The organism is Nocardioides sp. S-1144, from assembly GCF_005954645.2.
GTDB classification, from domain to species: Bacteria; Actinomycetota; Actinomycetes; order Propionibacteriales; family Nocardioidaceae; genus Nocardioides; species Nocardioides dongxiaopingii.
Window position 1 is genome coordinate 536,232 of the sequence record NZ_CP040695.2, and the last position, 24,558, is coordinate 560,789.

The following is a 24,558-nucleotide window of genomic DNA, read 5'->3' on the forward strand; positions in this document are numbered from 1 at the left end:
TTCTTCTATTTCCCGGCACCGCCCGGCCCGCCCCGCTGGTGCGGGTGGCCGGGGGGCACGGCCCGCACGATGGCGGCGGCCGGCACCCACGCCTGCCGGACGTAGGGTCCGTCCTGTCGCGCGGGGGTCCCGACCGAGGCGGTGACGACCCACCCCTCCCACCTCCCGTCGCGGGCCCGGCGCCAGCCGAGCAGCAGGCCGGGCGAGCGGCGGTCGCCCCACACCTCGACGCCGGTCACCCAGACGTGCTCGGCGCGGGGGTGCAGCATGGACCAACAGTAGAACGTGTGTTCGACTGGAGCGAGCGGCAGGCGCCCAGCGCGGCGGGCCCGGCGGCAGCCACCTGTGCGGGTGGGTGCGCCCGGGCCCGGCGCGCGGGAGCGTGGGACTCGACGCCGGCGCCCGCGCCGGCGCGAACCCACCAGGAGCTGCGTGAGCATGGGCGACACCTCAGACCTCGCCGGGTCGGACCGGCGTCCGCCGTTCCTGGCCAGCGTCGGCGGCTTCCTCCGCCCCGGGCACGACACCGCCCGTGAGGGCGCGGCCGGCAGCACGCTCCTGGCCGTCGTCGGCGGGGTCGTGGCGCTGGCGGTCGTCGTCGTCGCCGCGCGCCGCCGCTCCCGCTAGGGCCGGACGGCGCTCGCGACCGCCGCCGCCTCGGCCTCCGCGTCGGCCTCCGCGTCGGCCTGCGGGCCGGCGACGACGTGCGTGCGCGCCTTGACGACGGGCACGAAGACGGCGACCAGTGCCGCGAGCGCCGAGGTGACGACGAGGACCGTGAAGCCGTTGGTGTAGCCGGCCTCGACCGGCAGGCCGTCGGGGCGGGCGTTGGCGGTCACGACGCTGGCCAGCACGGCGCTGCCGAGCGCGCCGCCCACCGTGCGGATGTTGGCGTTCATCCCGCTGGCGACCCCGGTCTGCGACTGCGGCACGGCGTCGACGATGAGGTTCGACAGGGCGGCGAAGGCGAGTCCGAAGGCGAGGCCGAGCAGGGTCGTCTCGGCCACGACCAGCCACAGCGCGTCGTGGGCGACGACGAGCCCGAGCGTGCCGATCGACGTGAGCCCCGCGCCGGCCACCAGCACCGCCTTCGAGCCGAAGCGCACCGCGAGCCGGCCCGAGAAGACGCCGGCCAGGAAGGTCGCGACGGTCTGCGGCAGGAGCAGCAGGCCCGACTGGGTCACCGTGGCGCCGAAGCCGTAGCCGGTGAGCTCGGGGGTCTGCAGGAACTGCGGGAGGAAGGCGAACATCGAGTACATGCCCATGCCGAAGAGCAGGGCGACGAGGTTGACGGTCCACACCGTGGGGATCCGCATCATCCGCATGTCGATGAGCGGGCTGTCGCTGCGCGCCTCGGCCCACACCCACACCGGCAGCGCGACGGCGGTCGCGGCGAAGAGCCCGACGGTCACCGGGGAGGCCCAGCCCCAGCTGTGCCCCTGGCTCACGGCGAGCAGCAGGGTGACCAGCCACGTCGACATGAGCAGCGCGCTCGTGACGTTGATCCGGCCGGGGGTGCGCTCGGGGGACTCCGGCACGTAGCGGTGGGCGGCCAGCGCGGCAAGCACGGTCATGATCATCGGCAGCCAGAACAGCCAGTGGTAGCTGAGCGCGTCGACGATCGGGCCGGCCAGCACCAGGCCGAAGCCACCGCCGACGGCCAGCAGCGCCGCCGACGTCCCGACGGCCCCGGCGACCTTGTCGCGGGGGAACTCGTCGCGGATGATCCCGAAGGTCAGCGGCAGGACGCCGCCGCCGATGCCCTGGATCGCCCGCGCCACGATGAGCACCCCGATGGAGGGGGCCAGGGCGGCCAGCAGCGAGCCGACGGCGAGCGCCGACAGGGCGAAGACGAGCATCCGCTCCTTGCCGACCTTGTCGCCGATCCGCCCGATGATCGGCGTGCAGACCGACGCCGAGAGCAGGTAGGCGGTCAGCACCCACGTGACCGTGGCCTGGTCGGTGTCGAGCGCGGCCTCGATGGTCGGGAGGACCGGGTTGACCATCGACTGCAGCAGCGAGAAGGCCGCCACGCCGGCGCAGAGGACCACGAAGGTCACCCGGTAGTCGGTGCGCTGGTGCGTGCCTGCCATGAGAAGTTCCTGTCGGTGGTCGGGCGAGGGGTGACGACCCGTCGACACGGCGAGCGCACAACCCCTCTTAGCAGCGCGGGGCGCCGTCTTGTTCCGAGGCGCGGGTCACACGTCGTCGTGGCCGGCCGCGCTTCCTCACCCGGGCGGGCAGGTGCGTCGGGGTGAGCCGGGGCCGCGCCGCTCGTCGTTAGCGTCGGGACGACAGGTCCCACGACGCGCGAGGAGCGACAGATGAGCACCGACGAGACGACCCGGCTGGCCGACATGGTGAAGGACATCCCGATCGCGATGCTCACCACGCACGACGCGAACGGTCAGCTCGTGGCCCGGCCGATGAGCCACCAGCGCGTCGAGGACGACGTCGACCTGTGGTTCCTCACCCGCCGCGACGCGCACCTGGTGGCCGAGATCGCCGCCGACCCGCGCGTCGGCGTCACCCTGACCGACAGCAGCACGTGGGTCTCCCTGCGCGGCCAGGCCTTCGTGGTCGACGACCACGCCAAGGTCGAGGAGCTGTGGTCGAAGGAGGCCGAGGCCTGGCTCCCCGAGGGGCCGGACAGCCCCGAGGTGGCGCTGGTGCGCGTCCGGGCCGACGGCGGCGAGTACTGGGACGCCCCCGGCGGCCGGGTGCTGACCGCGATCAGCTTCGCGAAGTCGAAGCTGACCGGCTCGACCACCGACCTGGGCGACAACGCCACCGTCGACCTCTAGGTCGAGGCACGCGTCGACCTCGGGTCGGCGACCGCGGGTGCGAACCGGGAGTCCCGGGGCGCACCCCGCGCACGTGCGGAGGGGTCAGCCGCCGGTGACGACCCGGGCGACGTCCTGGTCGCCGTCGTTGAACGTGATGACGCGGCCGGTGGCGGCGGCCCGCTCGGCGACGACCGTCGCGACGACCCGGGCGACGGTGGCCCGGCTGACCTCGCGCCCCTCGGCGTCGTCGGCGGCGATGCCGCCCTCCGGTCCGTCGGTGAGGGTGCTGGGCCGCAGGATCGTCCACCCGACCGGGGCTGCCTCGAGGTGGGCGTCGGCCGCCGTCTTGGCCTCGGCGTAGGCGAAGAAGCTGTTGTCGGACGGGACGCCGTGGTCGGGGCCCGCGCCGAAGTACGACACCATGACGACGTGCTGGACGCCGGCCGCGGCTGCCGCGTCGACGGTCCGGATCGCGGCGTCGCGGTCGACGGCGTAGGTCCGCTCGGGGCTGCCGCCCCCGGCGCCGGCCGACCACACGACGGTGTCGAAGCCCGAGACGAGCTCGGTCAGGGCGGCGGTGTCGAGGTGCTCGACGTCGGCCACGGCGACGGCGGCCCCGGTGGCCCGCACGTCGTCGGCGTGGTCGGGGTTGCGGACGACGCCGGTGACGGCCTGGCCCTCCTCGACCAGCAGCCGCTCCGCGAGCAGGGCGATCTTTCCGTGCGCTCCGATGACGAGTACCTGGGTCACGTGGGCTCCTCCGGTTCGGTGGTTCGTGCTGTCACCCGCCCCAACGACGAGTCGCGCGCTCCTGTTCCGGGCCGAGCCCCGGGGGAGGGGATGGCGGGGGAGAGGACGCCCGGGTCGGGGCCGGCGCGTCCTCCCCGGGTCACCGCCGGAGGAAGTTCAGCAGCGCCGCGTTGAACTCCTCGGCGTGGCTGACGTTGCAGCCGTGCGGGGCGCCGGCGAGGACGACCAGCTCGCTGTCGGCGATCGCGTCGTGGGTGCGCTGCCCCGAGCCCTCGAACGGCACCGTCGCGTCGCTGTCCCCGTGGATCACGAGGGTCGGGACGTCGACGGCGGGCAGGTCGTCGCGGAAGTCGGTGCCACCGAAGGCGTCCATGCAGCCCAGCGCCGCCTCCTGGTCGGACTGCCGCGCCAGGACCAGGGCCTCCTGGCGCTGCTCCTCGCTGACCGCGAGCTCGCCGTCGACGGAGAAGAAGTCGGTGACGAAGCCGTCGAGGAAGCCGTCGCGGTCCTCCTCGAGCTGCGAGCGCATGCCGGCGGCAGCCTCCGCGGGGAGCGGCCCGTCGGGGTTGTCGTCGGACCTCAGCAGGTACGGCGGCACGGCCGCGGCGAACACCACGCTGTGGAGCCGGTCGGTGCCGTACCTGCTGGCGAAGCGCGCGACCTCGCCCCCGCCCATCGAGAACCCGACGATCGTGACGTCGGTGAGGTCGAGGTCGGTCAGCACGTTGTCGAGGTCGCCGGCCAGGGCGTCGTAGTCGTAGGAGTCGCCGGGGTCGGACCTGCCGAAGCCGCGCCGGTCGTAGACGACGACGCGGTAGCCGGCGTCGGTCAGGGCCGGCACCTGCTCGCTCCAGGACTCGCTCGAGAGCGGCCACCCGTGGATGAGCACCACGGGCCGGCCGTCGCCGCCGCTGTCCTTCACGTAGAGCCCGTGGTCGTCGGTGGGTGAGGCGGTGTCGGAGGTCATGGGAGTCCTTCGAGGTCGGGTGCGGAACCGATTGGTCCGGGTTCCTTGCTACCGGTGCGGCGCTCGCTGCCGGACACCCCGGCGGGTGTCCCCGGCCCGCCACCGACCGTGGGGGAGACTGGGCGCCGCCGCACCTCACCCGGAGGGCGGGGAGAGGCAGCAGCCCGTGCAGACGGAACCGACCCACGACCAGGCCTCCGTCGACGCGCCTCCCGCCGACCGGGTCACCGAGCGCGAGACCCGCAAGCCGGCGCGGGTCGCGGCCATGGTGGTGTGGAGCCTGCTCGTCGTGGCGTGGTCCGCGACGATCGGCATCCCGAACGACGCGATCACGGTGCTCATCACGCTCTGGCTCGGCACCATCGCGTGGAACGTCGAGGCGCCCTGGCGGCGCCACCTCGGCTTCCTGCGCGACTGGTCGATCCCGGCGCTGCTGCTCACCGTCTACTTCTTCAGCCGGGGCTGGATCGACGAGTTCGACATCACCGTGCACTGGACCATGCCGATCGACGTCGACCGGTGGATGTTCGGCGGCACGACCCCGACCGAGACCCTGCAGCACGCCTGGTGCGGCGACCCGTGCGAGCTGGACCAGCCGACGCAGTGGTTCGAGGTCCTCTTCACCACCGTCTACGCCACCCACTTCCTCGTCGGGCTGGTCCTGGCCGTGCTGCTCTGGGCGTGGAACCGGTCGGAGTGGCTGGTCTGGATGCGTCGCTACATCGGCCTCAACTTCGGTGGCCTGCTGATCTACATGGCCTACCCGATGGCGCCGCCGTGGATGGCGTCGGAGGAGGGCTACATGGGTGCGGTCACCCGGCTGACCTCCCGCGGCTGGGGCGACCTCGGCGTCCAGCGGGCCAACGTCGTCCTCAACGGCGTCGGCAACCCGGTCGCCGCGATGCCCTCGCTGCACGCCGGCACCGCGATCCTCGTCGCCTGTTACGGCATCTGGCGGCTCCGCTCGCCGCTGCGGTGGCTGCTGCTGGTCTACCCCGCGCTGATGTGCGTCGCGCTCGTCTACTACGCCGAGCACTACGTCATCGACCTCATCGCCGGTGGCGCGCTCGCGGTGCTGGTGATGGTCCTGGCCTCGGCCTGGGAGCGCCGCCAGGCCCGCCGCGAGGCGGCGTCCCCCGAGCCCGTGGACGTCGCGGTCGGGTAGCTCGCGAGCTCCTGCCGACGCCGCGCTGCCTGATCGGTGTTCTGCTCACTGCGAGAGCCCACTGTGCCAACGGCCCGATGGGGGTCAGGATGACCACGGAGGTCGTGTGGAGCCGACTGGGGGTCGCGACCTCCTGGCCGGCGCGGCCTTCCGCGAACGTCGCGCGCCGGCGTTCGAGGACCGATGACCACCCGAGGAGACCAGTGACCAGCACGACGAGCACTCCGACGACCGGCAGCCCGGCGGCCCGGCGGGCCCGCGCCATCGAGGCCGCCCGCGGCGTCGTCGAGTCCCACCCACCCACCACCACGCCGCGCCGCGAGTTCCTCGAGGCGTGCTTCGACGCCGGCCTCGCGTGGGTCCACTTCCCCGAGGGTCTCGGGGGCCTGGGGGCCGAGCCCGGCGTCCAGGCCGCGGTCGACGAGATCCTCCAGGGTGCCGGCGGCCCGATCCCGTTCTGGCTCAACCCGATGGGCTACGGCATGGCCGCGCCGACCGTGCTCCACCACGGCAGCGCCGAGCTGTCGGAGCGGCTGCTGCGTCCGCTGTACGTCTGCGACGAGCTCTGGTGCCAGCTCTTCAGCGAGCCCGGTGCCGGCTCCGACCTCGCCGGGCTCGCGACCCGCGCCGAGAAGGTCGGCGACGAGTGGGTGGTGAGCGGGCAGAAGGTGTGGACCAGCAGCGCGCACCTGGCCCGGTGGGCGCTGCTCCTGGCCCGCACCGACCCCGACCAGCCCAAGCACCGCGGGCTGACCTACTTCGTCCTCGACATGCACGCCCCCGGCGTGGAGGTGCGCCCGCTGCGCCAGATGACCGGGGAGGCCGAGTTCAACGAGGTGCACCTCACCGAGGCGCGGATCCCCGACAGCCACCGGCTCGGCGAGGTCGGCGAGGGCTGGCGGGTCGCCATGACGACGCTGATGAACGAGCGCAGCGCGATCGGCGGGGGCTCGAGCGTGCGCGGCAGCGGGTCGATCGGCTCGGCCCTGCGGCTGTGGCGCGCCCGGCCCGACCTGCACACCCCCGAGCTGCGGGCCCGCCTGGTCGAGCTGTTCGCCCGCGCGGACGCCGCCCGCCTCACCGGCGACCGGTTCCGCGTCGAGCAGGGCGACAGGCCCGCCGGCGCCGAGGGCTCGATCGGCAAGCTCACCGGCGCCGAGCTGAACCAGGAGGTCTACGAGTTCTGCCTCGACCTCCTCGGCCCGGACGCCGCCCTCTACAGCGGGTACGGCCCGGACGGCCCCGACGCCGAGGCGGCGGAGGACTACGGCCGGCTCTTCCTCCGCTCGCGCGCCAACACCATCGAGGGCGGCACCTCGGAGGTGCTCCGCAACATCCTCGGCGAGCGGCTGCTCGGGCTGCCCGGCGACGTCCGCGTCGACACCGGCAAGCCGTGGCGGGACGTGCCCCGTGGCTGACACCGACCCCCGACACCCCGCAGGAGCCCCGATGGAGTTCGACCTCACCGCCGAGCAGCGCTCGCTGCGCGACCTGGCGCGCTCGTTCGCGACCCGCTCCTTCGACGAGACCGCGGTGCGGGCCGAGCTCGACACCGAGCACGGCTTCGACCGTGAGGTCTGGCGCGCCCTCGGCACCGACCTCGGCGTCCTGGGGCTCACCCTCCCCGTCGCGCTCGGCGGCGACAGCGAGCCGGGCGCCCCCGGCCACGTCGAGCTCGCCCTGCTCGCCGAGGAGCTCGGCCGCACCCTGGCCGGCGTCCCCCTCCTGGGCACCGTCGCGCTCGCCGGCACCGCGCTGTCCCACGTCGGCGACCACCCGGACGGCCCGGACGGTCTGGCCGCCGAGCTCGTCGGCGGCGTCGTGGACGGCGGCGCGGTGCTCGCGCTGGTCGCCACCGACGCCCGCGGCCGCTGGTCGCCGGGGGCCACCGACGTCACCGTCGACGCCGACGTCACCGCCGGCGGGGGGAGCGACGTCCGGCTCACCGGCACCGCCTCCCACGTGCTCGACGCCGCGGCGGCCGACACCCTCCTCGTCGTCGCCCAGACCCCCGACGGCCCGCGCCTGCACGTCGTCCGGGCCGACGCCGAGGGCGTGCGGACGACGCCGCAGACGACCCTCGACCAGACCCGGCGGCTCGCCGTCGTCCGGTTCGACGCCACCCCCGCCACCCCGCTCGCCGCCGCCGGGGCGGCCACCCTCGACGCCGTCGCCGCGGCCCGCGACGTGGGCGCGCTGGTGCTGGCCGCCGGCGCGGTCGGTGCCGGGGCCCGGCTGCTCGAGACCTCCGTCGAGCACGCCAAGGGGCGGCTGCAGTTCGGTCGGCCGATCGGGTCCTTCCAGGGCGTCAAGCACCGCTGCGCCGACATGCTGGTGGCGGTCGAGCAGTCCCGCTCGGTGACCTACCACGCGGCGTGGACCCTCGACGGCGCCACCGACGACGAGCCCCGCACCGCCGTGGACCTCGCCACCGTCGTGACCGCCGCCGCCTTCCCGGCCCTGGCCAAGAACACCGTGCAGGTGCACGGCGGCATCGGCTTCACCTGGGAGCACCCCACCCACCTCTACTACAAGCGCGCCGTCGGCGACGCGGCCCTGCTCGGGGGCCGCGCCGCCGCCGCCGAGCGACTCGCCGCGTCGGTCCTCGACGCCGCGTCCTGATCGGGAGGTCAGCCATGCCCAGCGAACCCACGACCCCGACCGAAGACCAGGCCGCCGAGGAGGTGCACGTCGAGGCGGTCGACGGCGTCCTCGTCGTCACCCTCGACCGCCCCCGCGCCCGCAACGCCGTCAACGAGAGCGTCGCCCGCTCGATCGCCGCGGCGATGACCCGCCTCGACGACGACCCGGCGCTCCAGGTCGGCGTCATCACCGGCGCCGGCGGCCACTTCTGCGCCGGCATGGACCTCAAGGCGTTCGTGCGCGGGGAGAACCCCGTCGTCGAGGGCCGTGGCTTCGCGGGCCTGGTGCAGCGGCCGCCGCGCAAGCCGCTGATCGCCGCGGTCGAGGGCTACGCGCTGGCCGGCGGCTTCGAGATCGTGCTGGCCTGCGACCTCGTGGTCGCGGCCCGCGGCGCGGCGTTCGGCATCCCCGAGGCCAAGCGCAGCCTGGTCGCCGCCGGTGGCGGGCTGCTCCGGCTGCCCGAGCGCGTCCCGTACCACGTCGCGATGGAGCTCGCCCTGCTCGGCAACCACGTCGGCGCCGAACGGATGGCCTCCCTGGGCCTGGTCAACCGCCTCGTCGACGACGGTGCCGCGCTCGACGCCGCGCTGGAGCTGGCCCGCGAGATCGCCGCGAACGGCCCCCTCGCCGTCGCGGCGAGCAAGCGGATCATCGTGGAGTCGGCCGACTGGACCGAGGAGCAGCGCTGGGCCGAGCAGGACCGGATCGCGCGCCCGGTGGGGCAGTCCGACGACGCCCGCGAGGGTGCGATCGCCTTCGCCGAGAAGCGCCCGCCCGTCTGGACCGGCCGGTGAGCGCCGTGCTGCTCGCCGACCCGTCAGTGATCACTGACGGGTCGGCGGGGGCGCACGCGGTCAGGGGCTGACGGAGCGCGAGCGGTACCAGGACTGGTAGCGCTCCAGGGCCCGGCAGGCGGCGTCGAGCTCGACGACGAGGTCCGCGAGCAGCGGCGCGAAGCCGGTGGTGGTGTCGAGGCGGCCGAGCTCCTCGAGGGAGGTGGCGAGCCCGGCGACGACGGGGAGCCCGAGGTTGCCGGCGCTGCCCCGCAGCGAGTGCGCCGAGGCGACGAGGACCGTCGGGTCGGCGTCCTGCACGGCCCGGGTCAGGGTCTCGACGACGTCGTGGTGCCGGCCGAGGAAGTTGCCGATCGCCCGGTCGAGGTAGGACGTGTCGTCGGGGCGCAGGTCGAGCAGCATCGCGAGCCGCTCGTGGTCGAGGTGGGCGCTGGCGGGCTCGCCCCGGGCGCCCCGCCCGTCGCCGTCGCCGTCCGCGCCGTCGCCGTCGCCGGCGTCGCGGTCGGGAGCAACACGGCCGTCACCGGGGAGGGCGGCGTCGCCGGGGCCGGGGTCCCGGTCGACCCAGCGGGCCAGGGCGGCGCCGAGGCCGGTCGGTGAGACCGGCTTGGTGATGAAGTCGTCCATGCCGGCGGCCAGGCACCGCTCGCGCTCTCCCGAGACGGCGGCCGCGGTCATGGCGAGGATCGGCAGCCGGCCCCCGCTGCGGTCGCGCGCGTCGGCGCGGCGCAGCGCCCGCGTCGTGTCGTAGCCGTCGAGACGGGGCATCTGGACGTCCATCAGCACGGCGTCGAAGGCGCCGGCCTCGATGCGGACCAGGGCCTCCTCGCCGTCGTCGGCGGTCTCGACGGCGTACCCGAGGGCCTCGAGCAGCCCGCGGGCGACGAGCTGGTTGATCGCGTTGTCCTCGACGACCAGCACGGTGCCCCTCCCGCTCGGGGCGGTCGTCGGCGGAGCCGCGACGTCGCGCTCGGCACGGGGGACGAGGGCGGCGAGGAGGACCTCGCGCAGGATGACCGACGGCACCGGCTTGGTCAGGCACACGGTGATGCCGAGCGCGTCGAGGGTGTCGTCGGGCGGCGCGGCCGCCGAGGTGATCAGGATGACCACCGGGTCGTCGGGGTGCGCGGCCCGGGCGGCCGCCGTGGCGTGCGCGAGCCGGTCGGGGTCGGTCGCGGCCAGGTCCAGCAGGACGACGTCGTAGGGGTGGCCGTCGGGGGTCGTGCCGGTCAGGCCGGCCAGCTCCTCCGGCGAGCCCCCGGCCTCGGCGGTGGCCATGCCCCACCAGCCGAGCTGCTCGCGCAGGATCGTGCGGTTGAGGGCCTCGTCGCCGACCACGAGCACGTGGCGGCCCTCGAGGGCGCGGCGGGCGCGGGCCAGCGTGGCGGTGACCGGGCCGCCGTGCGCCACCCCGAGCCGGGCGGTGAACCAGAACGTGCTGCCGACGCCCTGGTGGCTCTCGACGCCGATCTCGCCGCCGAACGCGGCGACGATCTCGGAGGAGATCGCCAGGCCCAGCCCGGTGCCCCCGAAGCGGCGGGTCGTGGAGGTGTCGCCCTGGGCGAAGGGCGAGAAGATGTGGCGCAGCTGCGCGGGGCTGATGCCCATCCCGGTGTCGCTGACCTCGACCCGCAGCACGGTGCCGGCGTCCGCGGTACCGGCGGCCGGGTCGGCAGCCGGGTCGGCAGCCGGGTCGGCGGGCGGCTCGGCGGTGGCGCGGATCTCGACCGAGCCGGACGCGGTGAACTTCACCGCGTTCGACCCCAGGTTGAGCAGCACCTGCTTGAGGCGGACCGGGTCGCCGGCGAGGACGCCCGGGAGGTCGGGGCTGCAGGAGACGAGGAGCTCGATGTCGCGCGCGCGGGCGCTCTCGGCCAGCACGTTCGCGACCTCGGCGAGGACCTCGCGGACCTCGAAGTCGACGGACTCGACCTCGAGCCGGCCGGCCTCGATCTTGGCGAAGTCGAGGATGTCGTTGGTGAGCTCGATGAGGGAGCGGCTCGACACCGCGATGCCCGACACCAGGTGCTGCTGGCGGTCGGAGAGGTCGGTGGCCTGGAGCAGCTCGTTGAGCCCGATGATGCCGTTGAGCGGGGTGCGGATCTCGTGGCTCATCGTCGCCAGGAAGTCCGACTTGTGCTCCGAGGCCCGCACCGCCCGGTCCCGCGCGGCCGCCAGCTCGCCGGCCGCCCGCTCGCGCTCGGCGACGCGCGTGAGCTGGGCGGCGGCCTGCTCGACCATGCCGCGGATCATGTCGTGCCGGTACAGCGGCGGGCGCGACGTCATCGCCAGGACGGCGAGGACCTCGTCGTCGAGGACCACCGGGAACGCGATCGTGAGGCGGCGCTCGGTGTCCCACACCGGCTCGCCGCGCCGGTAGGCCTCCTCGGCGGTCGCGAGCTCACGGGCGCCGGCGTCGGGGTCGTCGGGGTCCTCGGGCTCCTCGACCGGGGTGTACCCGGCGTCGGGGTCGACGAGGAGCGGCACCAGCGGCGTCGCCCCGGGGGAGGGGACGAAGGCCCGGGCACGGGTCCAGTCGTCGTGCACCAGCACCAGCAGACGGGCCTGGAGGAGGACCTCGTGCAGCGACGTGGCCTCGTTGGCGGCGGTCGCGACGGCCTGCATGAGGGAGTTCTGCGACACCAGGTCGTGCAGCTGGTCCTCGGTGTCGCGGGCGCGGGTCACGTCCTGGTAGGTCCCCGAGGCCTCGACGAGCCTCCCCTCGGCGTCGTAGGTGCCCAGGGCGCGCAGCCGCACCCACATCCACCCCTCGCGACCGTGCTGGCGCACCTCGAGGTCGACGACCGGTGTCGCGCCGGAGGCGAGGCCGTCGATCGCGGCGCCCATCCGCTGGTGGTCCTCGGGGTGGGTGATGGCCAGCAGGGCCTCGCGCCGGCGTCCCATCAGGGCCTCGGTGTGCTCGCCGTAGAGGTCGACCAGGCCGTCGGAGTACGACACGTGCGCGGCCGTGACGTCCCACGTCCAGCTGCCGCTGCGCGCGATCCGCTCGGCGCGCACGAGCCGCTCCCGGCTGGCGTTGACCGCCTCGAGGAGCTGCTTGGTCTCGTGGTTGTCGGTCAGCCGCAGGATGACGCCGGCGATCCGGTCGCCGTCCACCAGGGCGGTCTGGCGCAGCTTGACCCACAGCGGCGAGCCGTCGTGGCGCACCAGCATCGTGTCGAGCTCGCCGCCCACGATCTCCCCGGCGGCGGCGCGCCCCAGGTAGTCGTCGCCGTGCCGCTGGCCGGCCTCGTCGAGGAACTGCGCCATGTGCAGGCCCTGGAGCGGTGCCACGCCGAGCAGCGACTCGGCGCTCGGGTTCGCGAAGCGGATCGTGCCGTCGAGCTCGAGGGCGACGATGCCGTCGGTGAAGGACTCGACGATCTGGCGGTTGAGGTCGCCCTGCGGCACGTCCGGCCCCTTTCCGTGCAGCCAACCGGTGGAGGACCCCGACTCTCACCCTTGAGCCCCCACGATAGTGGTGCCGGTGGGGTCGTCGTGGCCGAGTCCGGCAGATCCGCCGACCGATCCGCCGCCCGGTCAGCCCGGCCGATCAGCCCGGCCGATCAGCCCGGGGTCGCGGTGACGAGCCAGGCGGCGCCGGGGATCCGCAGCCCGCCGCGGTCGTCGAGGTGCGAGAGCAGGTCGGCACGGACCTCCTCGACGAGGGCGGCCCAGCCGTCGGGTCCGAGCTCCGGCTCGAGGACGGCGCGGGCCCGGGCGCCGGTGGAGGTCGCCAGCACGACGGCCAGGCGCTCCTCGACGCCGTCGCCGTGCCCGGTGGGGTCGGCGCCGGCGTAGTCGCACACGAAGTCGAGCGGCGCGACCGTGGGCGCCCAGCCGGCCGCGGACAGCACGGTGCGCAGCCGCGTCGGGTCGGCGAACGTCGTGGGGCCGGGGGCGTCGACCGGCTCGGGCCCGGCCGGTGGCAACCGCCGGGTGAGGACGTCGGTGCCGAGGGTGAAGATCGGGTTCTCCTCGCGGGTGCGCCAGCACACGAGGACCAGGCGGGCGTCGTCGGCGGCGGCGCCCCGGATCCGCGAGAACGCGGCGACCGGGTCGGCGAAGAACATCACGCCGAAGCGGGAAACGACCCGGTCGAAGGGCCGCCCCGGGGCGACCTCCAGCAGGTCGCTGTCCTGGGCGTCGGCGAGCACGACCGTCGCCCCCGGCACCCGGCGGCGGGCCGCCTCGACCATGGTCGGGGAGATGTCGACGCCGACCGCCTCGGCACCGGCCGCCGTCGCGGCGGCGAGCAGCGTGCCCGAGCCGCAGCCGACGTCCAGGACGCGGTTGCCCGCCGTGAGGCCGGCGGCCGTCAGGATGGCCTCGGTCACGGGCGCGAAGGCGGCGTCGAAGACGGCCTCCTGCGCGACCCAGCCGCGCCCGACGTCGGTCCAGTCGGAGCGCTGGCCCTCGTTGTCGCCGCTCACCGGTGCCTCAGGCCCGGCTCGCGTGCAGCGCGGCGCCGATGATCCCGGCCTTGTTGCGCAGCACCGCCGGGATGATCGGGGTCTCGATGCGGACCATCGGCAGGAACTGGTCGGCGTGCTTGCTGACCCCGCCGCCGACGACGAACAGGTCGGGCGAGAGCAGCCGCTCGACCGTCCGGTAGTAGGTCGTGAGCCGCTCGGACCACTCCTCCCACGAGAGGTCCTCCTTCTCGCGGGCGCTGTTGGCGGCGTGGGACTCGGCGTTGCGGCCCTCGACCTCGAGGTGCCCGAGCTCGGAGTTCGGCACCAGGACGCCGTCCTGCAGGAGGGCCGAGCCGATCCCGGTGCCGAGGGTGGTGACGATGACCAGGCCGCGCTGGCCGCGCGCGGCGCCGTACGTCGCCTCGGCCAGGCCGGCCGCGTCGGCGTCGTTGAGCGCGAGCACCCGTCGTCCGGTGACGGTGCCGAAGACGGCGGAGGCGTCGGTGCCGATCCAGGACCCGTCGATGTTCGCGGCGCTGCGCACGACCCCCTCGCGCACCACCCCGGGCACGGTCACCCCCACGGGGCCGTCGCCGCCGAGCTTCTCGAGCACCTCGACGAGCACCGCGGCGACCGCGTCCGGCGTCGACGGGTCCGGCGTCGGGATCCGGGTGCGCTCGCCCTCGAAGTCGCCCCGCTCGAGGTCGACCAGGGCCCCCTTGATCCCGGAGCCGCCGAAGTCGATGCCGACGGGGCTGTGGCTGCTGCTCGTGCTCGTCATGCGTGCATCCCACCACGTCGTCGACCCCGCCAACCACCACCCTCCCCGACGACGCCGCCACGGGATTTACCTAATGCTTGTAGGTGATCTACGATGGGGGTATGGCACGAGCCGGACTGAACGCGCAGCGGGTCACCACCGCCGCGGCGGACCTCGCCGACGAGGTGGGCTTCGCGGAGGTGTCGCTGTCGGCCCTGGCCGAGCGCCTCGGCGTGAGGGTGGCCAGCCTCTACTCCCACGTCGCAGGCCTGGGCGACCTCCAGACCCGGGTCGCGCTCCTCGCGCTGGCCGAGCTCGCGGACCGGGCCGCCGAGGAGCTCGCCGGCCGGGCCGGGCGCGACGCGCTCGCCGCGCTGGGCGGGGTGTTCCGCGACTACGCCCGTGAGCACCCCGGGCGGTACGCCGCCGCGCAGCACCCGCTCGACCACGAGACCGCGCTGGCCAGCGCCGGACCCCGGCACGCGGCGATGACCCGCGCGGTGCTGCGCGACTACCACCTCGCCGAGCCCGACCGGACCCACGCCGTCCGGCTGCTCGGCAGCGTGTTCCACGGCTACGTGAGCCTCGAGCTCCGCGGCGCCTTCAGCCACAGCGCCCCCGGCTCCGACGAGTCGTGGGTGCGCGTGATCGACAGCCTCGACGCGCTGCTGCGCTCGTGGCCCACCACCGACGAGCCGAGGAGCTGACGTGCCCACCCTGACCGAGACCCCCCTCGAGGACCTGGTGCGCGGGGCGGTCGAGCTCGAGCGCACCGAGCGCGGCCTCGTGCCGCACCGGCTCCCCGCGCGGGCCCGCGCACAGAACACCGACCCGCAGCTGGCGATGGCCGAGTCGCAGCCCGCCGGCGTCCGGCTGGCGTTCCGCACCGCCGCGACGGTGCTCGAGCTCGACACGATCCCGACCAAGCGGGTCTACGTCGGGGCCCCGCCCCGGCCCGACGGCGTCTACGACCTCGTGGTCGACGGCGAGCCCGTCGCCCGCGGGAGCGCGGCCGGCGGCGACGTCCTGACCATCGACATGACCACCGGCGCGTTCGGGCACGAGGCCGGCGCGCCGGCGACGGTGCGCTTCGACGGCCTCGCCGCCGGCACCAAGGACGTCGAGGTCTGGCTCCCGCACGACGAGACGACCGTGCTGGTCGCCCTGCGCGCCGACGCCCCGGTCGCGCCGCCGGACCACACCGGACGACGTACCTGGCTCCACCACGGCAGCTCGATCAGCCACGGCTCGAACGCCGCCACCCCGACCGGCACCTGGCCGGTGGTCGCGGCCCGGCTCGGCGGCGTGGAGCTGGTCAACCTCGGGTTCGGCGGCGGTGCGCTCCTCGACCCGTTCACCGCCCGCGCCCTGCGCGACACCCCCGCCGACCTGGTCAGCGTGAAGATCGGCATCAACGTCGTCAACACCGACCTGATGCGGCGCCGCGCGCTCGGCCCGGCGGTGCACGGGTTCCTCGACACCATCCGCGAGGGACACCCCGAGGTGCCCCTGCTCGTCGTCACGCCGCTGCGCTGCCCCCTGCACGAGGACACGCCCGGCCCGCTCGCCCCCGACCTCGCGGCGCTGGCCGAGGGCCGGATGGGCTTCGTCGCCACCGGCGACCCCGCCGACGCGGCGGCCGGCCGGCTCACGCTCCGGGTGGTCCGCGAGGAGCTCGCGCGGGTCGTCGCCGAGCGGACGGCGTCCGACCCGCACCTGCACCTGCTCGAGGGTCCCGAGCTGTACGGCGAGCCCGACGAGGCCGAGCACCCGCTCCCGGACGGGCTGCACCCCGACGCCGCGACCCACCTGCTGGTGGGGGAGCGGTTCGCCGGGCGCGCCTTCGGCCCCGGCGCCCCCTTCGCCCCACGCCGACCCGTCGCTGATCACTGACGGGTCAGCGGTGCGGGTGGTGCCTACGGCTCGACGGTGACCTTGATCGCCTCGCCCTTGGCGACGATGTCGAAGACCGACATGACGTCGTCGAGCGGCACGTGGCGGGTGATGAGGTCCTTGACCGGGACCTGCCCGGTCGAGATGTACTCGAGCGCCCGCTTGTTGTGCTCGGGCGAGGAGCCGTTGGCGCCGTGCACGTGCAGCTGGCGGTAGTGGATCAGGTTCGAGTCGGCCTTGATGAACGGGTCGTTCTTGGGCAGGCCGCCGAAGAAGGAGATCCGGCCCTGGCGCGCGGCCATCGAGATGGCCTGCTCCTGGGTCACGTTCGCCGGGGTCGCGGTGATCACGACGTCCGCGCCGCGGCCGCCGGTGAGCTCCATGACCTTCGCGACGACGTCGACGTCGGCGGCGTTGACGACGTGGTCGGGCCGGACGGCGTCGGCCGACATCTTCAGCCGCTCGTCGTTGATGTCGACCAGGACGACGGTGCCGACCTTGTGGACGCCGCGGGCGATGCGGATGTGCATGCAGCCGATCGGGCCGGCGCCGAAGACGACGACGAAGTCGCCCTCCTCGATGCCGAGCTGCTCCTGGGCGTTGATCGCGCACGCGAACGGCTCGGCGGCGGAGGCCTCGTCGTAGCCGACGTTGTCGGGGATCCGGTTGAGGCCGTCGACCTTGAGGACCTGCTTCGGGACGATCATGTACTCGGCGAAGCCGCCGTCGTACTGGTAGCCGACCGAGGTCTGGTTCTGGCAGACCTCCATCCAGCCCTTCCGGCACTCGTGGCACTCACCACAGGGGACCGCGGCGATGCACTGCACCCGCTCGCCGACCTGGAACCCGCCGAGCGCGTCCGCGCCGACCTCGACGACCTCGCCGGCGACCTCGTGGCCCAGCGTGGTCTCGCCGGTGATGTTGACGTGGCCGTTCTTCTTGATCTTCACGTCGGTGCCGCAGGTCGAGCAGTTCTTGACCTTGATCTTCACCTCGTCCGGACCGCACTCCGGCTCGGGCACGTCGACCAGGCGGACGTCCTCGGGGGCGTAGAACCTCAGGGCCTTCATGGTGTCTCTCCTCACGTCGTGGTCCGGGATGTCTGGGACCCTAACGCACAAATGTGGGATTGGACCCGAACATGTTGGTTCGTTTTGCTTGACGCGGGTTCGGGCCGAAGATATAAAGGCATTCACAGATTCGCGTGATTGCCGTCACAGCCGCCCCCGGCGGGTGCGACGGCGGTCCGTGCCCAGGTCCGGGGCCGAGAGGCCCGTAGGGAGAAGGCGCTCATGGCGACCAGCACCACGCACACGGCGAGCTCAGCCGGGCTCCGCGTCCGCGTCCAGAAGTTCGGCACCGCGATGTCGAACATGATCATGCCCAACATCCCGGCGCTCATCGCCTGGGGTTTCCTCACCGCACTCTTCATCCCGGACGGCTGGCTGCCGAACGCCGACCTGGCCACCATCGTCGGGCCGGCGATCCACTACCTGCTCCCGGTCATCATCGCCGCCACCGGCGGCCGGATGGTCTACGGCGACCGGGGCGCCGTCGTCGGCGCCTTCGCCGTGATGGGCGCGATCGCGGGCTCCGACCTGCTGATCGCCGAGATCAACGCCGACGACCTGGCCGCGTGGCTCGCCGACGGCAAGGCCGAGGCCGACTTCTCCCCGCTCGGCCAGATCCACATGTTCCTCGGCGCGATGATCCTCGGCCCGCTGTCGGCCTGGGTCATGAAGCAGCTCGACGCGCTGTGGGACGGCAAGGTCAAGGCGGGCTTCGAGATGCTCGTCAACCAGTTCTCGGCCGGCATCACCGCGTTCGTCATGGCGATCGTCGGCTTCTTCGCCGTCGCCCGCGTCGTCAACGCGATCACCGACGTCGCCAGCAACATCGTCGAGACGCTGGTCAACAACAACCTGCTGCCGCTCACCTCGGTGTTCATCGAGCCGGCCAAGGTCTTCTTCCTCAACAACGCGATCAACCACGGCGCGCTCACCCCGCTCGGCATCCAGGAGGTCAGCGAGAACGGCAAGTCGGTGCTGTTCCTCCTCGAGGCCAACCCCGGTCCGGGCCTCGGCATCCTGCTGGCGTTCACGTTCTTCGGCAAGGGCCTCGCGCGGGCCTCGGCCCCCGGCGCGGCGCTGATCCACTTCTTCGGCGGCATCCACGAGATCTACTTCCCCTACGTGCTGATGAAGCCCAAGCTGATCCTGGCCGTCGTCGCCGGCGGCGCCACCGGCGTCGCGGTCAACGTCGCCTTCGACACCGGCCTGCGGGCCCCGGCCTCGCCGGGCTCGATCATCGCGGTGTTCGCGCAGACCGCGAAGGGCTCCTACTTCGGTGTCGCGCTCTCGGTGCTCGCCTCGGCCGCGGTGACCTTCGCGATCGCCTCGCTGCTGCTCAAGACCGACCGCGCCGAGGACGACGGCGACCTCGCCGCCGCCACCGCCCGGATGGAGGCCACCAAGGGCAGGAAGTCCTCGGTCGCCTCGATGCTGACCGGCTCGGGCACCGGCCCGATCAACAGCATCGTCTTCGCCTGCGACGCGGGCATGGGCTCCTCGGCGATGGGCGCCTCGGTGCTCCGCAAGAAGATCCGTGCCGCGGGCTTCGCCGACGTCTCGGTCGTCAACAAGGCGATCTCGAACCTCACCGACGACATCGACCTCGTCGTGACCCACCAGGACCTGACGGCGCGCGCCGAGCAGCGCACGCCCTCGGCCCAGCACGTGTCGGTGGAGAACTTCATGAACAGCCCGCGCTACGACGAGATCGTCGAGCTGGTCAAGCAGCGCAACGACGCCGCGACCCCGGCCGCCGCCGCGCCGGCCGAGGCGGACGCCCCGGTCTCGGCCGACTCCCTGCTCCCCGAGGGCTCGCTGGTGCTGGACGCGCCCTCGGAGTCACGCGACGAGGCGATCACCCGCGCCGGTGCCCTGCTCGTCGCCTCGGGGGCGGCCGACCAGGCCTACGCCGACGCGATGCACACCCGTGAGGCCTCGGTGTCGACCTACATGGGCAACCTGCTGGCGATCCCGCACGGCACCAACGACGCCAAGAGCGGCGTCAGCCGGACCGCGATCACCTTCGTCCGCTACGCCGAGCCCGTCGACTGGAAGGGCAAGGAGGTCACGTTCGTCATCGGCATCGCCTCCGCCGGCAACGAGCACCTCAAGCTGCTCGCGAAGATCGCCGAGATCTTCGTCGACCCCGACCAGGTCGCCCGCCTCGAGGCGGCCGGCACCGAGTCCGAGGTCCGCGCGATCCTCGGCGCCCTGCAGCCGGCCTGAGCCGGGCCGCTGCTCCACCGGCACGCCCCCCGCACCGTCGACCACGGTGCGGGGGGCGTCACTCGTCCCGGGGGACGGGCCGGGTGCGGGGGAGTGCCGGTCGCGGTGCCGGCTCAGCGCACCGACTCGACCTCGCGGAACCGGTCGTTCCCCTCGCGGTAGCCGATGTCGTTGCCCGGGCCGCCGACGACGATGTCGTCGGCACCCTCGCCCCACAGGACGTCGTACCCGCCGTGCCCGCCGAGCCGGTCGACGCCGGGGCCACCGCGGATCAGGTCCCGGTCGTCACCGCCCATGAGGCGGTCCCGGCCGGGACCGCCGTCGACGACGTTCGAGCCGGTCCCGACCCGGATCCAGTCGTTGCCGCGACCGCCGGTGACGGTGTCGTCGTCGAACGCGCCGTTGGCGAAGTCGGCGCCGGCGCCGAGGTGGATCGTGTCGTCACCCTCGTCGACCAGCACCCACATGCGGTACTTCGCCGAGAGGGTCGAGCCGTCGACGGTGTCGTCGCCCAGGCGCGGCCACACCTCGAGGAACATCCGGCTGTTGCTGAAGTTCTTCGGGATCCGGCACGACGCGGCGATGCCGACGGCGGCCGGGCGGCGCTGGCAGGTCTTCGGCAGGTGCGCCCAGCGGCGCGCGGCGGCGTCGGCGAAGCGGAGCCGGCGGCCGACCTCGGTGATCGTGACCTGGTTGTCGGCCATGCCGGCCTGGAACCGGTAGCCCCACTTCGACAGGCTGAGGTGGGCCTCGGTCTCCTGCAGCTTGGGCAGCGGGAACTGGCCGACGAGCTCGGTGATCGGGTGGCCGGGCGGCGGTCCGGACGTCGCCCGGGCGGTGGGGCCGTCCGCGCCGGCCGCGGGTGCCGACGCCGTGCCGGTGGGCACCGGTCCGGCGACGACGAGCGCCGTCGCCGCCGCGGCGGCCGCGAGCCCGGTGAGTCGGGCGTGGATCTTCTGGGGAACAGGCATGGGGGTGCCTCCAATGGTGCGTGTCGGGTTGGGGGGATGGACGTCGACCGGCCGGGGGAGCCGGTACGCACGCGACGCCGATCTCCACCGTGCCACGGACCCGGGCGTGAGTACCACCTCCCGCGGCCGTCGCGTCGGTGCGTGACCTCGGCTACGGTTCCCGAACCGAACGAACGTTCAGGAGAGGACGTGGAGCGCCGTGCAGCAGATCGCCCTCGAGGTGGCCGACGGGATCGCCACCGTCCGGTTCGACCGCCCGGACCGGCTCAACGCCTTCACCGACGTCATGGAGGCCGAGCTGATGGAGGTCTGGGACGCCGTCGACGCCGACCCCGACGTCCGGGTCGTCGTCCTCACCGGAACCGGTCGGGCCTTCTGTGCCGGCATGGACCTCTCGGAGTCCTCCGAGGCGTTCGCGCGCTGGCGCACCTCCGACACCGCGCCGCCCGGGACCACCCACGACGTGGCGGGCCAGGACCTGCCGGTGCGCCGCGACGGCGGCGGCCGCGTGGTGCTGCGGATGTTCGACCTCGACAAGCCGATCATCGCCGCCGTCAACGGTGCCGCGGTCGGCGTCGGCGCGACGATCACGCTGCCGTGCGACGTCCGGATGGCCTCGGAGGCGGCCCGGTTCGGCTTCGTCTTCAACCGGCGCGGGTTCGTGCCGGAGTCCTGCTCGACCTGGTTCCTGCCGCGGGTGGTCCCGATGCAGACCGCCCTCGAGTGGGTCTACACCGGCCGCGCCGTCGGGGCCGCCGAGGCGCTCGAGCGCGGGCTGGTGCGCAGCCTGCACGCCCCGGAGGACCTGCTGCCCGCGGCGTACGCGCTGGCCCGCGAGATCGCCGAGGGCACCGCCGCCGTCTCGACCGCGCTCACCCGGCGGATGATGTGGCGGATGCTCGGCGCCGAGCACCCGGTGGTCGCCCACACCGCGGAGACCGCCGCCATCAACCTGCGCGGCGTGAGCGCCGACGCGCACGACGGCATCGCGGCGTTCCTGGAGAAGCGGGCCCCGGTCTTCGTCGACCGCGTGCCCGACGACGTCCCCGACGTCCTGGCCGCCTTCCCCGCCCCCGTCTTCGACCCGGGCGACCTCGGCCCGGCCACCGCCGCCCGCGGCGCCCGCTGAGCCGACCACCAACGACGCCGGGGCGGCCTCAGCGGACCGCCAGGCAGCCCGTCACCGGCCAGTCGAGGACGGCGTGCGCGGCGACCGCGCGGTCGAGCCCGGCGGCGACGTCGCCGGGCCAGGGGCGGGTGCGCCGGGTGGTCAGGTCGACGTGGAGGGTCAGCAGCTCCATCACGTAGGCGAGCGTGCGGTGGGTGTCGTCGAGCAGGTACCCGACGACGTGCAGCCCCCGTGCGGACCGGGCCACGCAGCGCACGCGCACCGACACCTCGGCGCCCACGTGCACCTCGCCGAGGTAGGTGAGGTGGTGCTCGACGCTGAACGTGCCGACCCGCGCCTCGCCCATCCAGCTCTCCGGGACGCCCCAGGAGTGGAAGGCGTGCTGGACGCCCCACGACGTCGTGGTCAGGTAGTGCGCGATGTTCATGTGGCCGTTGTGGTCCTCGAACTCGGGCGGCACCACGAGCCGCTGGTGGGCCGGCAGGAGGTCGGTCCGGGCGGTGAGGTCGGCGTAGGTCGGCTGCGGCATGGGCCATTCATACCCGAACGCTCGTTCGGATTCCACGGTAGCGTGGCCGCCATGTCGCCGCCCGCCGCTGCCCTCGACGCACCCCGGATGGCCGGGCTGCTCGCCCCCTGGGCCCGCGAGCGCCACGGCGCGACGGCGGTGGTGCGCGACGTCGCGCCGATGCCCGGCAACGCGGGGCTGAGCTTCGGCTTCACGGTGGGCCACGACGGCGGCGCCGAGCGTCTCGTCGTCCGGCTCGCACCGCCGGGCGTGCGACGCAGTGGCAACACCGACGTGCTGCGCCAGGTGCCGCTGATCGGGGCGCTCGAGCGGCACGGGGTCGCGGTCGCCCCGGTGCTCTGGTCGACCGACGACCCCGCCTGGTTCGGCACCGACGCCGTCGTCCAGCCCTACCTCGAGGCCCGGCCGCTGCCCATGCACGGGCCGGCCGGCGCCGCGCCGCTCGACCCGGACGTCGTCGCGCACCACCTGCGGCAGGCGGTGGCGGCGCTGGTGCCGCTGCACGCCGTCGACGCCGCGGCCGCCCTGCCCGGCTGGGACGAGCCGCGGACGGCGGCGTCCGAGGTGGCCTTCTGGGGCCGGCTGCTCGAGCGCTCGCCCGAGCCGGACTGGGTCGGGGCCGGACGCCGGCTCGGGGCGGCCCTCGTCGCCCACGACCCCGGGCGGCACCGCGTCGGGGTGTTCCACGGCGACTTCCAGACCCACAACGTGCTCTACGACGCCAGTGGCGCCCTCGCGGCCGTCATCGACTGGGAGATCGCCGGCGTCGGCCCGGTCGGGCTGGACCTCGGCTGGCTGTCGATGATGACCGACCCCGCCTGCTGGCACGCCGAGCGCCGCGCCGTCCTGGCGACCGAGGCCGACCCCGCCGACCTGCTCCGCTGGTACGAGGACGCCGGCGGCGCGCCGCTGCCCGACCACGACTGGTACCGGGCCCTGGCCTGCTTCCGCTACGGCGCGATCGCGGCGTTCAACCTGCACCTGCACCGCACCGGCCGGCGCGTCGACGAGGTCAGCGCCCTGATGGGCGGTGGGGTGCCGGTGCTGTTCGAGCGGGGCCGCGCCCTCCTCGATAATGCAAGTGCATGACTTAATGAGTAGGACGCATTGACTTCGGCTATGTCCGTGTTGCAGGGTGACAACGCCGCGGGAACGACCCGGCGGGCGCGAGAGGACGGTCGGACCGCCATGTGGAGCTTCGAGAACGACCCCGAGTTCCAGCCCGAGCTGGACTGGATCGACACCTTCGTCCGCGAGAAGGTGCAGCCCCTCGACTACCTCCTCGGCAGCCAGTGGAACATCCACGACCCCGAGTTCGTCCGGCTCGTGCGGCCGCTCCAGGCCGAGGTCAAGGAGCGCGGCCTGTGGGCCTGCCACCTCGGCCCCGAGCTCGGCGGCCCCGGCTACGGCCAGCTCAAGCTCGCGCTGATGAACGAGAAGTTCGGGATGTCGCGCTTCGGCCCGATCGTCTTCGGCGCCCAGGCGCCCGACACCGGCAACTCCGAGATCCTCGCCCACTTCGGCACGCCGGAGCAGAAGAAGAGGTACCTCGAGCCGCTGCTGGCCAACGAGGTCGTCTCCTGCTTCTCGATGACCGAGCCCCAGGGCGGCGCCGACCCGCTGCTGTTCCAGACCGCCGCCGTCCGCGACGGCGACGAGTGGGTCGTCAACGGCGAGAAGTGGTTCGCCTCCGAGGCCGAGACCGCGGCGTTCTACATCATGATGGTCGTCACCGACCCCGAGGCCGCGAGCCCGTACGCGCGGGCGTCGATGTTCATCATCGACACCGACACCCCCGGCATCGAGATCGTGCGCAACTACGGCTTCTACGGCGAGCGCGAGGACACCCACGCCCACCTGCGCCTCACCGACGTCCGGGTGCCGCACTCGGCCATGCTCGGCGAGCCCGGCCAGGCCTTCGCGATCGCCCAGACCCGCCTCGGCGGCGGCCGGATGCACCACGCCATGCGCACCCTCGCGCAGGCCACCCGCGCCTTCGACATGACCTGCGAGCGGGTGCTGTCGCGCAGCACCAAGGGCGAGGTGCTCGCCCGCAAGCAGATGGTGCAGGAGAAGATCGCCGACTCGTGGGTGCAGCTGCGCCAGTTCCGGCTGCTCGTGCTCGAGACCGCCTGGATGGCCGACCAGGGACAGGACTGGAAGGCGATCCGCAAGAACGTCTCCGCGGTCAAGGCGATCATGCCGCAGGTCCTCCACGACATCTCCTCGCGCGCCCTGCACCTGCACGGCTCGCTCGGCCTGAGCCACGAGATGCCGTTCGCGGAGTGGGTCATCAACTCCTTCCACGTCGGCCTCGCCGACGGCCCGACCGAGGTGCACAAGATGGTCGTGGCCCGCGAGGTGCTCAAGGACTACAAGGCCGACGACGCCCAGTTCCCCTCCTACATCCGCTTCGAGCAGGAGCGGCACGCCCGCGCGCTGTACGGCGTCGAGGCCTGA

At 73.8% G+C, this 24,558-nt stretch carries 22 protein-coding genes; 12 read left to right on the forward strand and 10 right to left on the reverse strand.

The genetic code is table 11. From position 1 onward, the window contains the following. Positions 1–5 precede the first annotated feature (5 nt). On the reverse strand, positions 6–269 hold the full coding sequence (locus FE634_RS02585) for a hypothetical protein (RefSeq protein WP_137294436.1): 264 nt from the start codon (positions 267–269) through the stop codon (positions 6–8). A gap of 169 nt (positions 270–438) precedes the next feature. Between FE634_RS02585 and FE634_RS02590 the strand changes: the two genes are divergently transcribed. Next, on the forward strand, positions 439–627 hold the full coding sequence (locus FE634_RS02590; RefSeq protein ID WP_137294437.1) for a hypothetical protein: 189 nt from the start codon (positions 439–441) through the stop codon (positions 625–627). Here FE634_RS02590 and FE634_RS02595 read toward each other — a convergent pair. Beyond that, the gene (locus tag FE634_RS02595; RefSeq protein ID WP_138875001.1) at positions 624–2,093 is read right to left on the reverse strand and encodes an MFS transporter; all 1,470 of its coding nucleotides are present in this window, start codon (positions 2,091–2,093) and stop codon (positions 624–626) included. The two genes, FE634_RS02590 and FE634_RS02595, sit on opposite strands and share 4 nt — an antisense overlap. 231 nt (positions 2,094–2,324) lie before the next feature. Between FE634_RS02595 and FE634_RS02600 the strand changes: the two genes are divergently transcribed. Further along, the gene (locus tag FE634_RS02600) at positions 2,325–2,804 is read left to right on the forward strand and encodes a pyridoxamine 5'-phosphate oxidase family protein (protein WP_137294439.1); all 480 of its coding nucleotides are present in this window, start codon (positions 2,325–2,327) and stop codon (positions 2,802–2,804) included. An 84-nt stretch (positions 2,805–2,888) separates the two neighbouring features. Here the strand turns inward: FE634_RS02600 and FE634_RS02605 are convergent, their stop codons facing one another. Together FE634_RS02605 and FE634_RS02610 are read right to left on the reverse strand one after the other, a co-directional pair. Next, positions 2,889–3,536 carry an NAD(P)H-binding protein gene (locus FE634_RS02605; RefSeq protein WP_138875002.1) on the reverse strand — a complete coding sequence of 216 codons (648 nt, stop codon included), beginning with the start codon at positions 3,534–3,536 and terminating at the stop codon, positions 2,889–2,891. A gap of 139 nt (positions 3,537–3,675) precedes the next feature. Further along, a complete protein-coding gene (locus tag FE634_RS02610) occupies positions 3,676–4,503 on the reverse strand; it encodes an alpha/beta fold hydrolase (RefSeq protein WP_148240326.1) in 828 nt (275 codons plus the stop codon). Between the two features lie 166 nt (positions 4,504–4,669). On the opposite strand from FE634_RS02610, the gene FE634_RS02615 reads away from it, so the two are divergent. From FE634_RS02615 to FE634_RS02630, 4 genes are all read left to right on the forward strand, one after another. Next, positions 4,670–5,668: a phosphatase PAP2 family protein gene (locus tag FE634_RS02615; RefSeq protein WP_187366806.1), complete on the forward strand. Its 999-nt coding sequence runs from the start codon at positions 4,670–4,672 to the stop codon at positions 5,666–5,668. 203 nt (positions 5,669–5,871) lie between these two features. Further along, the gene (locus tag FE634_RS02620) at positions 5,872–7,086 is read left to right on the forward strand and encodes an acyl-CoA dehydrogenase family protein (RefSeq protein WP_246060811.1); all 1,215 of its coding nucleotides are present in this window, start codon (positions 5,872–5,874) and stop codon (positions 7,084–7,086) included. Between the two features lie 31 nt (positions 7,087–7,117). Next, positions 7,118–8,290 carry an acyl-CoA dehydrogenase family protein gene (locus FE634_RS02625; RefSeq protein WP_138875005.1) on the forward strand — a complete coding sequence of 391 codons (1,173 nt, stop codon included), beginning with the start codon at positions 7,118–7,120 and terminating at the stop codon, positions 8,288–8,290. A 14-nt stretch (positions 8,291–8,304) separates the two neighbouring features. Next, positions 8,305–9,105, forward strand: a complete 801-nt coding sequence (locus FE634_RS02630) for a crotonase/enoyl-CoA hydratase family protein (RefSeq protein ID WP_138875006.1) — start codon at positions 8,305–8,307, stop codon at positions 9,103–9,105. A 60-nt stretch (positions 9,106–9,165) separates the two neighbouring features. Here the strand turns inward: FE634_RS02630 and FE634_RS02635 are convergent, their stop codons facing one another. From FE634_RS02635 to ppgK, 3 genes are all read right to left on the reverse strand, one after another. Then, on the reverse strand, positions 9,166–12,516 hold the full coding sequence (locus FE634_RS02635; RefSeq protein WP_148240329.1) for a PAS domain-containing hybrid sensor histidine kinase/response regulator: 3,351 nt from the start codon (positions 12,514–12,516) through the stop codon (positions 9,166–9,168). A 155-nt stretch (positions 12,517–12,671) separates the two neighbouring features. Then, positions 12,672–13,538, reverse strand: coding sequence for a class I SAM-dependent methyltransferase (locus FE634_RS02640; RefSeq protein ID WP_138875008.1), 867 nt, complete (start codon positions 13,536–13,538; stop codon positions 12,672–12,674). 7 nt (positions 13,539–13,545) lie between these two features. Further along, entirely contained in the window at positions 13,546–14,301 is a 756-nt protein-coding gene (ppgK, locus tag FE634_RS02645) for a polyphosphate--glucose phosphotransferase (protein WP_138875009.1), read from the reverse strand. A gap of 101 nt (positions 14,302–14,402) precedes the next feature. On the opposite strand from ppgK, the gene FE634_RS02650 reads away from it, so the two are divergent. Continuing rightward, positions 14,403–14,987, forward strand: coding sequence for a TetR/AcrR family transcriptional regulator (locus FE634_RS02650; protein ID WP_137295586.1), 585 nt, complete (start codon positions 14,403–14,405; stop codon positions 14,985–14,987). A gap of 1 nt (position 14,988) precedes the next feature. Then, positions 14,989–16,173: a GDSL-type esterase/lipase family protein gene (locus FE634_RS02655; RefSeq protein ID WP_138875010.1), complete on the forward strand. Its 1,185-nt coding sequence runs from the start codon at positions 14,989–14,991 to the stop codon at positions 16,171–16,173. A 23-nt stretch (positions 16,174–16,196) separates the two neighbouring features. On the opposite strand, the gene FE634_RS02660 is transcribed toward FE634_RS02655, so the two are convergent. Then, positions 16,197–17,243, reverse strand: a complete 1,047-nt coding sequence (locus FE634_RS02660) for a zinc-dependent dehydrogenase (RefSeq protein ID WP_137295588.1) — start codon at positions 17,241–17,243, stop codon at positions 16,197–16,199. 222 nt (positions 17,244–17,465) lie between these two features. On the opposite strand from FE634_RS02660, the gene FE634_RS02665 reads away from it, so the two are divergent. Next, positions 17,466–19,469: a PTS mannitol transporter subunit IICBA gene (locus FE634_RS02665; RefSeq protein WP_138875011.1), complete on the forward strand. Its 2,004-nt coding sequence runs from the start codon at positions 17,466–17,468 to the stop codon at positions 19,467–19,469. Positions 19,470–19,582: 113 nt separating this feature from the next. Here the strand turns inward: FE634_RS02665 and FE634_RS02670 are convergent, their stop codons facing one another. Continuing rightward, complete coding sequence (locus FE634_RS02670) at positions 19,583–20,440, reverse strand: calcium-binding protein (RefSeq protein WP_138875012.1); 858 nt, start codon at positions 20,438–20,440, stop codon at positions 19,583–19,585. Between the two features lie 199 nt (positions 20,441–20,639). Here FE634_RS02670 and FE634_RS02675 point away from each other — a divergent pair, with 199 nt between their 5' ends. Further along, complete coding sequence (locus tag FE634_RS02675) at positions 20,640–21,569, forward strand: enoyl-CoA hydratase-related protein (protein WP_138875013.1); 930 nt, start codon at positions 20,640–20,642, stop codon at positions 21,567–21,569. A 28-nt stretch (positions 21,570–21,597) separates the two neighbouring features. On the opposite strand, the gene FE634_RS02680 is transcribed toward FE634_RS02675, so the two are convergent. After that, the gene (locus FE634_RS02680) at positions 21,598–22,098 is read right to left on the reverse strand and encodes a thioesterase family protein (RefSeq protein WP_138875014.1); all 501 of its coding nucleotides are present in this window, start codon (positions 22,096–22,098) and stop codon (positions 21,598–21,600) included. A 51-nt stretch (positions 22,099–22,149) separates the two neighbouring features. Here FE634_RS02680 and FE634_RS02685 point away from each other — a divergent pair, with 51 nt between their 5' ends. Together FE634_RS02685 and FE634_RS02690 are read left to right on the forward strand one after the other, a co-directional pair. Beyond that, positions 22,150–23,187: a phosphotransferase family protein gene (locus FE634_RS02685; RefSeq protein WP_138875015.1), complete on the forward strand. Its 1,038-nt coding sequence runs from the start codon at positions 22,150–22,152 to the stop codon at positions 23,185–23,187. Between the two features lie 99 nt (positions 23,188–23,286). Then, positions 23,287–24,558 carry an acyl-CoA dehydrogenase family protein gene (locus tag FE634_RS02690; protein WP_137295593.1) on the forward strand — a complete coding sequence of 424 codons (1,272 nt, stop codon included), beginning with the start codon at positions 23,287–23,289 and terminating at the stop codon, positions 24,556–24,558.

Coding starts and splice junctions, on each gene's coding strand:
- ppgK (WP_138875009.1), bottom strand. CDS start 14,301: ATGACGAGCACGAGCAGCAGCCACAGCCCCGTCGGCATCGACTTCGGC.
- FE634_RS02650 (WP_137295586.1), top strand. CDS start 14,403: ATGGCACGAGCCGGACTGAACGCGCAGCGGGTCACCACCGCCGCGGCG.
- FE634_RS02680 (WP_138875014.1), bottom strand. CDS start 22,098: ATGCCGCAGCCGACCTACGCCGACCTCACCGCCCGGACCGACCTCCTG.
- FE634_RS02595 (WP_138875001.1), bottom strand. CDS start 2,093: ATGGCAGGCACGCACCAGCGCACCGACTACCGGGTGACCTTCGTGGTC.
- FE634_RS02630 (WP_138875006.1), top strand. CDS start 8,305: ATGCCCAGCGAACCCACGACCCCGACCGAAGACCAGGCCGCCGAGGAG.
- FE634_RS02600 (WP_137294439.1), top strand. CDS start 2,325: ATGAGCACCGACGAGACGACCCGGCTGGCCGACATGGTGAAGGACATC.
- FE634_RS02690 (WP_137295593.1), top strand. CDS start 23,287: ATGTGGAGCTTCGAGAACGACCCCGAGTTCCAGCCCGAGCTGGACTGG.
- FE634_RS02670 (WP_138875012.1), bottom strand. CDS start 20,440: ATGCCTGTTCCCCAGAAGATCCACGCCCGACTCACCGGGCTCGCGGCC.
- FE634_RS02665 (WP_138875011.1), top strand. CDS start 17,466: ATGGCGACCAGCACCACGCACACGGCGAGCTCAGCCGGGCTCCGCGTC.
- FE634_RS02625 (WP_138875005.1), top strand. CDS start 7,118: ATGGAGTTCGACCTCACCGCCGAGCAGCGCTCGCTGCGCGACCTGGCG.
- FE634_RS02660 (WP_137295588.1), bottom strand. CDS start 17,243: ATGAAGGCCCTGAGGTTCTACGCCCCCGAGGACGTCCGCCTGGTCGAC.
- FE634_RS02585 (WP_137294436.1), bottom strand. CDS start 269: ATGCTGCACCCCCGCGCCGAGCACGTCTGGGTGACCGGCGTCGAGGTG.
- FE634_RS02610 (WP_148240326.1), bottom strand. CDS start 4,503: ATGACCTCCGACACCGCCTCACCCACCGACGACCACGGGCTCTACGTG.
- FE634_RS02685 (WP_138875015.1), top strand. CDS start 22,150: ATGTCGCCGCCCGCCGCTGCCCTCGACGCACCCCGGATGGCCGGGCTG.
- FE634_RS02590 (WP_137294437.1), top strand. CDS start 439: ATGGGCGACACCTCAGACCTCGCCGGGTCGGACCGGCGTCCGCCGTTC.